Genomic DNA, 11,498 nt, shown 5'->3' with positions numbered 1-11,498 from the left:
TTCGACGGTGATGGTGAAGCTGTCGCCGGCTTCGATCGTGCCGCCCAGCGTCACCTGGGTGACCTGCGCGGTGCCCGTCTTGGCCGCCGTCGTCGTGTTGGCGGCCATGGTCTGGCTGTTGTCGAAGTAGGTGATCGTGCGCGACTCGTTGCCGTCCGTAACAATGAACGACCGCTCGCGGCCCGACGCGCCGCGGACTTCGATCTGCACGTCGGAGAAGCTGCCCGCCGTGTTGGTCATCGTGCCGGACAGCTTCAGGCCGACAAGGCCGTGGGCCATTTCGGCGCTGTTGATCTCGCCGGCCGCGCCCTCGATGGAGCCGTCGCCCTTGATGCGCACCGTGTAGGTATCGGCCGACACCACGTTGGTGACGCGGGCGTTCTCGATGCCCTGGATGGTGTTGACGGCGCGGCGCGACTCGCTGGTGGAGTCCATGCGCAGGCCATTGCCGGCCAGCAGGTTCTTGCCGCCGTAAGCGGAGTCGCCGGCCAGCTTGTCAATCTGCTCCTTCAGCGCGTTGAACTGCGAGGCGAGCGTCTTGCGGGTGGCGACCGCGCCGGCGTCGGAGCCCAGAGCGGAGTAGGCGGCGGTGGTCAGGCCGCGCGCCTGCTCGATCATGTCGTCGATCGAGGTCAAGCCCTTGTCGGCGGCCTTGATGGTGCTGATCGCCTGCCCCATCGTGTCCTTCAGCGCGCTCAGGTCGCCCGCACGCTGGGTCAGCCCCTTCGCCGCGAAGAACGAGGTCGGGCCGTCGAGGGCCGTGTTGATCTTGTTGCCGGTCGAAAGGATGTTCTGCTTCTTCGCGATCGACTCCTGCACGCCCTGCAATTGCAGCAGGTTCGTGCGCATCGACGACGAGAGGGAGATGTCGCTGGCAGCCATGGAAGTCACTCCTTTTGGAGGATGTCAGTCCGTACGACGTTGCGCGCACGGAGAGGGACTAATTCCCTCGGGCTACCAGTAGGCAAAAAATGGGCCAGATCGAATTTGCCGCCCAGGCAAGGCAGTTTCTGCCTCTCGGCAAATCAGAGGTCGGCAGATTTTGCCGATCACCCGGCAGAAATTGCCGCGGACCCGGCACCGTTTGCCGGTTGATCGTCGAGACCGGCAGAATCTGCCGGGCTTGCAGCGAGCGCCATCACCTCGCAAACGGCGAGTGGACCGGCGGTCAGCGCCACGCTTCCCCACGACCAGCCGACACCGAATCCCGACAGGACGAGGCGCAGCGGACCGCCGCACAGCGATGCTCCCAGTTCGGAGGCCAGCGCCAGGGGAATGGAGGCGGAACTGGTGTTGCCGAATCCGGCGAGCCCGACCACCGTCTGATCGGGCGTGGCGCCGAGTTTCTGCGCGAGGTGGCGGATCATCTGGGCATTGGCCTGATGCAGGACCAGCCGGTCCACCGTTCCCATCGTCCAACCGGCGCGTTCCAGAACGGCGCGGATGTTCCCCGGCACCTCGCGCAGCGTGAAGGCGAAGACCTGGGTGCCATCCATGAACAGGTGCGCAGGCTCGCCGGGCCGCCGCAGACCGCCTCCGGGGACGGCGAGGTAGGGGGCGCCGGCGCCGTCGCTGCCCAGCGTGAAGGCCATGGGCGCGGCCCCCTCTCCCGTGACCAGCGCCGTCGCCGTTGCGGCGTCGCCAAACAAGGGCGCCACAGCGCGGTCATCGGGGTCGAGCACACGCGATGTCGTGTCGCCCGCGACCAGCAGGGCGCGCCGCCCGCCCGCCGCCTTCAGCATCGCCGAAGCGGTCCACAGGCCGTGGACGTAGCCCGAGCAGCCGAGTGTCAGGTCCAGCACCGCCGCCCCTTTGCCCAGCCCCAGCCGATGGTGAAGCAGATAGCCCGAGGCTGGCAGGATGTGGTCGTGGGTCTGGGTGACCATGACCAGCAGATCGACGCTGTCCGCCGCCCAACCCAACCGGTGCAGCAGGCGTCGTGCCGCCGCCTCCCCCAGGTCGGACGTGCATTGATGAGGGGACGCGAGGTGACGCGCCTCGATGCCGGTGGCCTTTGCGATCCGCCGGGCGGCGTCCTCGCCGAAGCGTGCGGCCAGATCCTCCACCGTTTCGCGCCGCTCCGGAACGCAGGCGACGATTCCCGTCAGGGCGACGCCCTCGATCACGCTGGCCACCATGGGGCGTCTCCTTCCGTCAGCCGATGATGCCGCCGTCCACGACGATGGTCTGGCCGGTCACGAAGCCCGCACCGTCGCCCAGCAGGAAGCGGACCACCGGCACCACGTCGGCCACCTCGCCCAGCCGGCCCAGCGGCGTGCGCCGCACGATCTGGTCGCGCTGCCCCTCGGCCAGCGTGCCCGACATCTCGGTGGCGAGATAGCCGGGCGCGACTGAATTGACGGTGACCTGGAGCCGCCCCACCTCGCGCGCCAGCGCGCGGGTCAGCCCGTCCAGCCCCGCCTTCGACGCCGAATAGGCGGACAGGCCGGTGTAGCCCCGCTGCCCGATGATCGACGAGATGTTGACGATCCGCCCCGGCCCCCGCTTCACCAGCTTGGCGCGCAGGAAGGCGCGGGCGACCTGGATGGCGCCGGTCAGGTTGACCTGGATGACCTCCTCGACGTCGATCTCGGGAAAGGTCGCCAGGACCCCGTCGCGCGCGATGCCGGCGTTGTTGACCAGCCCCCACAATGGAGACGCCCCGCCCCAGTCCAGGGCGGCGTCCATGAAGGCCCGCACCTCCTCCCCGTCGCCGATGCGGCAGGGCCGCCAGAACAGGTCCGGCCCGGCCAGCCGCTCCAGCGCCTCGCTCGGCGCGCGGCTGCAGGTGGCGACGCGGTAGCCCTCGGCCAGCAGCGCCTCGACGATCCCCAGCCCCAGCCCGCGGCTGCCGCCGGTGACGATGACGTGCCGTTTGCCGCTCATACCGGTCCCTTCCGCGTCTTCTTGCCCGCCGCCCCCAGGGCGATGCTCCCGGTCATGGTCACCAGACGGGGCCGCGCCGCCGCCGGCAGATCGGCCACGGCGGCGCGGATCGCGGCGCGCAAAACGGCCTCCTCCACCCCCGGCGCCGGGACCACCAGGGCGGTCAGGATGTGGCCGGTCACCGGATTGGCCGCGGCCTGGACCAGGGCATCCCGCACGCCCGGCACGTCCAGCAGCACCTGCTCCACCGCCTCCGGCGAAACCTTGACCCCGCCGACGTTCACCCGCCCGTCGAGGCGCCCGGCGAACAGCACCCGGTCTCCCCGCACCGCCACGACATCGCCCGTGGACAGCCACCCACCCTCATGGCCGAGCATCGCGCGCGGGCTGTTCACCTCCAGCACGCCGTCATGGATGCGTAAACCCACCCCATCGATGCCGCCGTCCAGCCAGGCGGCGGGAAAGCCGGCCTTGCCGTCGCCCACCGCGAAGAGTGCCCCGGCCTCCGTCGAGGCGTAGATGTGCCGATGTTTCGCGGTCGGAAAACGCTCCGCCAGACGGTCGAGCAGCGGCTGGTCGGCAACCTCCCCGCCCAACGTGACAGCCGCCAGAGTCGGCGCTTCGCCGTCGAGCGCCAGCAGGAAGGCGCGCCAGAAACTGGGCGTCGCGCTGATGTGGCTCACCGCGTGCCTCACGGCGAGGCGCGCCAGTTCCGCCGCCCCGGCGCCGGGCGCCGACACCAGCGTCGCCCCTGCCGCCAGCACCGTCAGGATCACCTGAAGCCCGGCGAAGGCCGCCGGCTCATAGGCCAGCAGCCAGCGCGCGTCCGGATCGGCGCCGCCGCGCAACCGCCCGCGCAGACGCTGGAAGTCGTGCCGTATCAACTTCGGCGTTCCCGTGGTGCCGGAGGTTTCCAGCAGCACCGCGAAACCCGGTTCATGGGGTTTGTTCCCGGTTTCCGCAGAGGCGGCGCGGCGCGACAGATGCAATTCCACCCCGGCCCGCTCGGCGGCGACAAGGGCGGCGACGAGGGCCGGCACGCCCCGCTTCGGCGGGACCACCCGCCCCTCCGCAGCCCGGAACACCCCTTCGAAGGCGTCCGCCTCCGCGGCGATCTCCGCCCAGCCAACGCTTCGCTCCGCCTCGATCAGGCGAACGCCGGGATGCAGCCAGCAGGGCGGTGGCGGCAGGCTCATGCGGACCCGGCGGACACGCCCGGATGGCAGAGGACCGGACGGTAGAGGGCCGCCAGTTCCCCGACCGTGTTGAACTGGATGAACCCAGCGCGGAAGGGGTCCTGGCCGGTGCGCTGCTCCAGCACCACCAGCAAGGTGGCGAGGTCGAGGGAGTCGATCGGCAGTTCCCCGCCGAGGAAGCGCGTGTCCGGGCCGAGCGCCGGCAGGGTTTCCCCTTTGTCGGCGGCGATGCGGGCAAGCTCTTCGGCGATCAGCGCGAACATGGAGTCGGTCATTGGAGGTCGCATGCGCAAAGGAAGTCGCGGAGGGTGGCCGTGACGGGGGTTGCCGCCTCACTATGCGGCAAGTGCCCGGCCTTGTCGAAGAGATGAAGCGGCGCGCCAGGGGGCAGGCGGTCGGCGGTCGGCACCGGGATGATGCGGTCCTCGCGTCCCCACAGCAATTGGATCGGCATCGGGAGGGCCGTCCAGTCCACCGGGCTGGGTGACCGGTGCGCGTCCGCGAAAGAGCCGGCGATGATCCGCTCAAGAGCGGCCCTGCGGTGGGGATCGGTGGCCTGGGCGTGCATCACCTCGCCGACGCGCCCCGCCAGCAGCCAGGGCCGGGCGAACAGGCGCGCGGCGCAGTCCCGCCCCTCCTCTGCCGTCTTCAGCGCCGCGACCCGCCGCAGGAATTCCAGGTCGAAGTCGGGGCCGAGGCCGGCGCTGGCGATCAGCGACAGGCCCGCCACCCGTTCCGGCGCGAGGCGCGCCAACTCCAGCGCGACATAGCCGCCCATCGAGTGGCCGACTGCATGGACACGCGGAATCTCCAGCGCGTCCAGCAGGCGCAGCAGCCAGGGCGCGAAGGCCCCGACCCGCCCGTCCCCGACCTCCAGGGTCGAGGCGCCGTGCCCTGGCAGATCGACCGCCAGAACCCGGCGGCCGGCGGCCAGCGCCGGGGCATTGAACTGCCAGGTCAGGGAATCCCCGGCGAAGCCGTGCAGGAGCAGGGCCGGAACGCCGCCCCGCCCCATCGACAGATAGGCGGCGGGGCCACCGTCGATGTCGGCCCGACCGCGCCGCGGAGAGCGCTCAATCCTTCCGGTCACCGGAAATTCAGGCCGTTACGGCGATGCCGGCCAGACCCAGCAGGTCGTCCACCGTCTTCGCCTTGACGAGCTTCTCGCCTTCCACGACGTGGCCGAGCCTCTCATCGACCAGGGCGATGAAGCTGATGACGGCCAGCGAGTCCCAAGCGTCGATCGATTCTAGTTCTTCCGCGCCCGTCAGGGTGCCGGGGTCCAGTTCCAGCATCTCGTCGAGCGCGAGCAGGAATTCCTTGCGGTCCATGGTGGTGTCTCCGTTTCAGTGGAGCGTGTTCTGACGCACGCTGCCGTTCAGGTCGGCCCATTCAGGGTTCTGGCGCAGCAGATTGCAACAATCCTGCCAGCCGAAGTCGGGATTTTCGGGGAGCAAGGCGCCCAGCAGGCGGCGCACCAGTTCCAAGTCGGCAGGCTCGTCCACGCACCAGCGCTGGTCGAGGACGGTGCCGTCCTCCGGCGCTAGGGGGATGCCGACACGGAAGCGCTCCGGACGGCGGTAGATATGGGCGGTGACGTGCTCGCGCTCCGCCGGCTCGGCGGCGGTGGCGGCGGCCTCGTCCAGGGCGGCGCGGGTAAAGACCTCGGTGTCCAGGCCGCGCGGGAAGCGGGTGACGTCCAGGCTGAGATACTCCAGCGGCGGCGCCGCCTCCAGGAAGGCGGTCACCACGCGGTCCACCAGCGCCGGGTCGATCAGCGGGCAATCGGCGGTGACCCGCACCACCACGTCGGCGCCGGCCATGGCCGCGGCCCCGGCGAAGCGCCCGAGCACGTCCTGTTCGTCGCCGCGGAACACCGGCACCCCGAACGATCCCGCCAACGCCGCCACCGGGTCGTCGGTGCCGTTGACCGTGGTCGCCAGCACCAGCGCGTCGAGCGTCCGGCAGCGCGCCAAACGCTCCAATTGATGCGCCAGCAGCGGCTGTCCCGCCGCCTCCATCAGCACCTTGCCGGGCAGGCGGGTCGAGGTCATGCGGGCCTGCGAGATGCAGACGACGCGCGGCTTGGCCTTGGCGACGCTCATTCGTCCTCCGGTGCCAGCATGTCCCAGCGCAGCGGCTCGCCGCGCTTCAGAGCGCGGGCGGCGCGGCGGCCGAGCACGGCGGGGAGATGTTTCGGCTCCAGGCCGAATCCGGGACGGATGGAGCGGACGCTGGCGGCGCTCAGCGCCTCGCCCGCCGCCACCTCGGCGGTGACGTAAAGGGACCGGCGGTAGTCGCGCCCGCCCGCCTCGCTCGGCTTCACCCCGTAATGCACGCGGCCCAGAGCCGCCCAGGCGGTGCGGACGGAGTCGGCCATCGCCTTGAACTCCGCCGGTTCCAGGGAAAAGGCGCTGTCCACTCCGCCGTCGGCGCGGGACAGGGTGAAGTGCTTCTCGATCACCACCGCGCCCAGCGCCGCCGCGGCGACCGGCACCGCCGCGCCGTGGGTGTGATCGGACAGGCCGACGTCGGTGCCGAAAGCCTGCGCCAGATGCGGAATGGTGCGCAGGTTGCAGTCCTCGGGCGGTGTCGGGTAGCCGCTGACGCAATGGAGCAGGACGAGCGGCGTGTCGCCCGCGGCCTCCACCGCGTCGGCGATCTCCCCCTGCGTGGCGAGGCCGGTGGACAGGATCAGCGGCTTGCCCGAGCGGGCGGCCCGGCGGATCAGCGGCAGGTCGTTCAGCTCGAAGGAGGCGATCTTGAAGGCCGGAGCGTCCAGCCGCTCCAGCAGCTCCACCGCCGTGTCGTCGAAGGGGGAGCTGAAGATGGTCAGGCCGATGGCGCGGGCACGTTCGAACAGCGGGCCGTGCCACTCCCAGGGGGTGTGGGCCTCACGGTAGAGGTCGTGCAGGGTGCGGCCCTTCCACAACCCGCCTTCCAGCAGGAAGCCCGGCCCGTCATGGTCGATGGTCAGGGTGTCGGCGGTGTAGGTCTGCAGCTTCACCGCGTCGGCGCCGGCCTCCTTGGCGGCCTCGACCAGGGCCAGCGCCCGGTTCAGGTCACCCTTGTGGTTGCCCGACATCTCGGCGATCAGATAGGGCGGATGGCCGGGGCCTATGGGACGGCCGTTGATGATGACGTCGCGCGGCACGGAGGGCGGTCTCGCTGTGATGGTCACGAATCACTCTGCCACGGAAGCGGACGGCGGGTCTTTCTTTTGTGCGGCAGCCCGCAGAAGATCCCGCGCCTCCCCGCCATAGGCGAGCAGCCGTTCGGTGCAGCGGTGGCGGTCACCGACGGTCCGGAAGCGGATACGCGACAGCTCCGCCTGCCGCTCCCTCAGCGCCGGGTTGGCGAACAGGGCGGCGGCGCGCTCCACATAGGCGGCGGCGTCCGGAACGGGGATCTCCGCCCCCGCCACGCTCGCGACATCGCCCCAAGCCAGCGTGACCACCGGTAGCCCCTCCGCGATGGCGTAGGCGGCGCTGCCCCCTCCGCCCTGGCGCGACGGGTTGAGGTAGGCGTGGCAGCGCCGGTAAAAGGCGCGGATGTCGGTCAGGTGGCCCAGGCTGCGCATCCGCGCGCCGTTGCGCGCCGCCTTCAGCCGGTCGGGCAAGTGCTCGACCTGCCCGGCGAAGACGATCACCGCGCCGGGGCAGCGGTCGAGGATGGACTCGGCCAGCGCAAGGAACTCCGCGGTCACCTCGAAATCCAGGCGGGTGCCGACCACGGCGAACACGAAGGCCGCATCGCCCAGATCGAGAGCGCCCCCGACGCCCGCCGTGGGAGGCGGCGAAAAGCCCAGCGTGAAGGGCCGGAAGCGCCGCGCGAAGGGCCCGCGGTAAAGCGCCGGCATGGCCTCGGTGTGGTTCCCCTCCTCGTAGCCCAGCACCAGATGGGCCAGCGAGATGGTCATCCCCGACGTGGTGGGCAGGCAGACCACCGGCCGCGCGTCGGTCACCGCGAACAGATCGCCCACCACGTTGGCCCCGCCGAAGGTCACCAGCAGATCGGGGTCGTAGCCGTCGATGGCCCCGACGATGGTGGACAGCTTGTCCTTGGAAAAGGCGCGGTCGGTGAAGGAGGCCATCTTCACCTGCCGCCCGAACATCTTAAGCGCGAAGACGCCCTCGTAATCGTCGACCAACTCCGCGATCATCGGCGGAACGAACAGGCTCTCGGCCCGCAGCGGCATGGTGTTGCAGTTGACGATGGCGACGTCGAGCCCGAAGTCGTCCTGGAGCCGGCTGGCGTAGTCGAAGCAGTCGCGCGAGGGCTGGTGCTGGTCGTTGGTGAACTGGTTGGTCAGCACGGCCACCCGGCGGATCGGCCCGTCACGCGGCACGCGGCGGGGCGGAACGACGCCCCAGCGCCGCGCCACCGCCCGCACCAGCTCCTCATAGAAGCGGAAGAGGTCGCAGGGGCCGAAGGCGGCCAGCTTCTCCCGCGCCGATGCCGCCAGGAACAGCTGCCGGGCCATGCACCAGTAGGTGTAATGCAGCAGTTGCGGCCCGACCCGCTCCCCGCCCAGCAACAGGTAATGCAGAATCCGCTCGTAGTGGTAGAGGTCGCCGGTGAGCTGGAACAGCACGGAGTGGAGCAGCACCGTCTCGCCGCTCGGCGGGTCGCGGCGCAGCTCCTCTGCAATGGACAAGCGGGTGTCCCGATCCAGTTCGCGCCGCATGCGCTCGCAGTGGGCGGACAGGGTGTTGAGACGGTCGGCGTTGAACTGGCGCTCGGCCAGCAGGGCCTTCAGGGTAGCGGCCTGTTCTCCGGCGATGTTGGACATGCTGTTCCCCCAACCGGCGCCTGGTTCGCGCCCCGCCCCCCTGATAGCCCCGACGTGGTTAAGGTTTCAAGAATGCAAAGCTCGCCCCGGCATGAAGGGCGGACCCGACGACAGGGAAACGGAAAAGGCGTTCAGCGGAGTTCAAGGCGACGGTGGTGCTGGAGGTGATACCGGATCGGCCTTCCCAAGCCGGCGGCCGGCGCCGTAAGGTCCGCAGCCACGACGACCGACCGCCCTTGAAAGCCCCTGCCTCATGCCCCGCCCGCCACACCTGATCGAAAGCCCGCAGAATCCGCAGTTCAAGCTGTGGGAGTCGCTGCTGGAGAGCCGTGGCCTGAAGAAACAAGGCAAATTCCTGCTCGCCGGATTGAAGACGGTGCCGGAGGCACTGGCCCGTTGGCCGGACCGCTTTTCCACCCTGCTCCTCACCGATCCGGCGCAGGCGGAGGGCTGGCGCGTGCCCGCAGGGCTGGGGGTCGTCCAACTGGCACCCGCGCTGTTCCGCACCCTGGACGCCTCGGGCACCGGCTTTCCACTGCTGGTCGGCACGGTGCCCGACACGCCGCCCGTCGACCTTTCCCGACCGCCGCAGGGACTCGAACTGGTCTGCGCGCTCGGCGATCCCAGCAACCTCGGCGCCCTGCTGCGTAGCGCCGCCGCCTTCGGCGCCCGCCGGGTGATCCTGCTCGACGGGGCGGCGCACCCCTACCACCCCAAGTGCCTGCGCGCCGCGTCGAACGCCCAGTTCGAGCTGACCCTGCTGCGCGGCGGCCGTTGGGAGGACGTGCAACGGGCCGCCGGGCCGCTGGTCGCCCTGGATGCCGGGGGCGCCGACATGGCGGGCTACCGCTGGCCGCGCGACGTCCGTCTGGTTCTCGGCGAGGAGGGCCAGGGCGTGCCCGCCACCCTGCCCGTTCAACGCCTGTCCATCCCGACCACCGGGGCCGTGGAATCCCTCAACGCCACCGTCGCGGCAAGCGTGGCGCTGTTCAGCCACTTCACCGCCAACCGCTGAATCGCAGGCATGAAAAAGGCGAGAGGAACACCCCTCTCGCCTCTTCAAACCTCCGCCCGACGGATGCCCGATCAGCCCTGACGGTAGTTCGGGGACTCGTTGGTGATGGTGATGTCGTGGACGTGGCTTTCGCGCAGGCCGGCGTTGGTGATGCGGACGAACTCGCACTTCGTCTGCATCTCGGCGATGGACTGGCTGCCGGTGTAGCCCATGGCCGCGCGCAGGCCGCCGACGAGCTGGTGGATGACCGCCGACATCGGTCCCTTGTAGGGCACGCGGCCTTCGACGCCTTCCGGCACCAGCTTCATGGTCGACACTTCCTGCTGGAAGTAGCGGTCGGCCGAGCCGCGGGCCATGGCGCCCACCGAGCCCATGCCGCGGTAGCTCTTGTAGGAACGGCCCTGGTAGAGGATGACCTCGCCGGGGCTCTCGTCGGTGCCGGCGAACAGGCTGCCCAGCATCGCCACGCTGGCGCCCGCCGCGATGGCCTTGGCGAGATCGCCCGAGAACTTGATGCCGCCGTCGGCGATCACCGGGATGCCCATCGTCTCGCAGGCCTCGACCACGTCCATGATCGCGGTGAGCTGCGGCACGCCGACGCCCGCGACGATGCGGGTGGTGCAGATGGAACCGGGGCCGATGCCGACCTTCACCGCGTCCGCGCCGGCATCGATCAGCGCCTTCGCCGCCTCGGCGGTCGCCACGTTGCCGGCGATCACCTGGGTGTAGTTGGACATGTTGCGCGCCGCACGCACCTGATCCAGCACCTTCAGCGAGTGGCCGTGCGCGGTGTCGACCACCAGCACGTCCACGCCCGCGTCGAACAGCGCCTCGGCGCGGCGCAGCCCGTCCGAGCCGGTGCCGGTGGCGGCGGCGACGCGCAGACGGCCGTGGGCGTCCTTGCAGGCGTTGGGATAGGCCTGGGCCTTCTCCATGTCCTTCACGGTGACGAGGCCGATGCAGCGATGGGCCTCGTCCACCACCAGCAGCTTCTCGATGCGGTGCTGGTGCAGCAGGCGCTTGGCCTCGTCCTGGCTGACGCCCTCCCGCACCGATACCACGTCCTTGGTCATCAGTTCGCTGACCGGCTGGTTCGGGTTGGTGGCGAAGCGCACGTCGCGGTTGGTCAGGATGCCGACCAGCTTGCCGCTGCCGCGGGAGTCGCGGCTCTCCACCACCGGAATGCCGGAAATGCGGTAGTCGGCCATGAGCTGGAGCGCGTCGGCGAGCGTCTGGCCCGGCGTGATGGTGATCGGGTTGACCACCATGCCGGACTCGTACCGCTTGACCTTGCGGACCTCTTCGGCCTGCTGCTCGATGGTCAGGTTGCGGTGGACCACGCCGATGCCGCCGGCCTGTGCCATGGCGATGGCGAGGCTGCTTTCGGTCACCGTGTCCATCGCGGAGGACATCAGCGGGATGCCCAGTTCGATGGTCTTGGTTAGGCGCGTCCGGGTGTCCACCTCGTTCGGCAGGACCGAACTTTCGGCCGGAACCAAGAGGACGTCGTCGAAGGTCAGAGCTTCGCGGATCGTGGACGAGCGGGCCATCGGCGGTCTCCCGGGAGATAAAAAGGGGCCGGAAAAAAATTTGGCGCACTATACACAAG

The 11,498-nt window shown here is 70.0% G+C and carries 12 protein-coding genes; 1 reads left to right on the top strand and 11 read right to left on the bottom strand.

Going from position 1 to position 11,498, the window contains the following annotated elements:
* The 10 genes from AC1DVI_RS24200 to AC1DVI_RS24155 form a co-directional block, all read right to left on the bottom strand.
* The coding region (locus AC1DVI_RS24200) for a flagellin (RefSeq protein WP_476960135.1) at positions 1–882 on the bottom strand (882 nt) is incomplete at its 3' end.
* A gap of 167 nt (positions 883–1,049) precedes the next feature.
* Entirely contained in the window at positions 1,050–2,138 is a 1,089-nt protein-coding gene (locus AC1DVI_RS24195; protein WP_476960134.1) for a ketoacyl-ACP synthase III, read from the bottom strand.
* Positions 2,139–2,154: 16 nt separating this feature from the next.
* Positions 2,155–2,886: an SDR family NAD(P)-dependent oxidoreductase gene (locus tag AC1DVI_RS24190; RefSeq protein WP_476960133.1), complete on the bottom strand. Its 732-nt coding sequence runs from the start codon at positions 2,884–2,886 to the stop codon at positions 2,155–2,157.
* The gene (locus AC1DVI_RS24185; protein WP_476960132.1) at positions 2,883–4,082 is read right to left on the bottom strand and encodes an AMP-binding protein; all 1,200 of its coding nucleotides are present in this window, start codon (positions 4,080–4,082) and stop codon (positions 2,883–2,885) included. The genes AC1DVI_RS24190 and AC1DVI_RS24185 overlap by 4 nt, the downstream gene beginning before the upstream one ends.
* Positions 4,079–4,357: an acyl carrier protein gene (locus AC1DVI_RS24180; protein WP_476960131.1), complete on the bottom strand. Its 279-nt coding sequence runs from the start codon at positions 4,355–4,357 to the stop codon at positions 4,079–4,081. The genes AC1DVI_RS24185 and AC1DVI_RS24180 overlap by 4 nt, the downstream gene beginning before the upstream one ends.
* The gene (locus AC1DVI_RS24175; RefSeq protein ID WP_476960130.1) at positions 4,354–5,172 is read right to left on the bottom strand and encodes an alpha/beta fold hydrolase; all 819 of its coding nucleotides are present in this window, start codon (positions 5,170–5,172) and stop codon (positions 4,354–4,356) included. Before AC1DVI_RS24175 ends, AC1DVI_RS24180 begins: the two co-directional genes overlap by 4 nt.
* 7 nt (positions 5,173–5,179) lie before the next feature.
* Positions 5,180–5,413, bottom strand: a complete 234-nt coding sequence (locus AC1DVI_RS24170) for an acyl carrier protein (RefSeq protein ID WP_476960129.1) — start codon at positions 5,411–5,413, stop codon at positions 5,180–5,182.
* Between the two features lie 15 nt (positions 5,414–5,428).
* The gene (locus AC1DVI_RS24165) at positions 5,429–6,187 is read right to left on the bottom strand and encodes a cytidylyltransferase domain-containing protein (protein ID WP_476960128.1); all 759 of its coding nucleotides are present in this window, start codon (positions 6,185–6,187) and stop codon (positions 5,429–5,431) included.
* The gene (gene pseI / locus AC1DVI_RS24160; RefSeq protein ID WP_476960127.1) at positions 6,184–7,263 is read right to left on the bottom strand and encodes a pseudaminic acid synthase; all 1,080 of its coding nucleotides are present in this window, start codon (positions 7,261–7,263) and stop codon (positions 6,184–6,186) included. The genes AC1DVI_RS24165 and pseI overlap by 4 nt, the downstream gene beginning before the upstream one ends.
* A 3-nt stretch (positions 7,264–7,266) precedes the next feature.
* Positions 7,267–8,874 carry a glycosyltransferase gene (locus AC1DVI_RS24155; RefSeq protein WP_476960126.1) on the bottom strand — a complete coding sequence of 536 codons (1,608 nt, stop codon included), beginning with the start codon at positions 8,872–8,874 and terminating at the stop codon, positions 7,267–7,269.
* Between the two features lie 253 nt (positions 8,875–9,127).
* Between AC1DVI_RS24155 and AC1DVI_RS24150 the strand changes: the two genes are divergently transcribed.
* Positions 9,128–9,889 carry a TrmH family RNA methyltransferase gene (locus AC1DVI_RS24150; RefSeq protein ID WP_476960125.1) on the top strand — a complete coding sequence of 254 codons (762 nt, stop codon included), beginning with the start codon at positions 9,128–9,130 and terminating at the stop codon, positions 9,887–9,889.
* A gap of 71 nt (positions 9,890–9,960) precedes the next feature.
* Here the strand turns inward: AC1DVI_RS24150 and guaB are convergent, their stop codons facing one another.
* Positions 9,961–11,439, bottom strand: a complete 1,479-nt coding sequence (guaB, locus tag AC1DVI_RS24145; RefSeq protein ID WP_476960124.1) for an IMP dehydrogenase — start codon at positions 11,437–11,439, stop codon at positions 9,961–9,963.
* Positions 11,440–11,498 lie beyond the last annotated feature (59 nt).

This window comes from Azospirillum sp. P4_B5, assembly GCF_056402275.1.
This window is presented reverse-complemented; position numbering and strand designations above follow the sequence as displayed.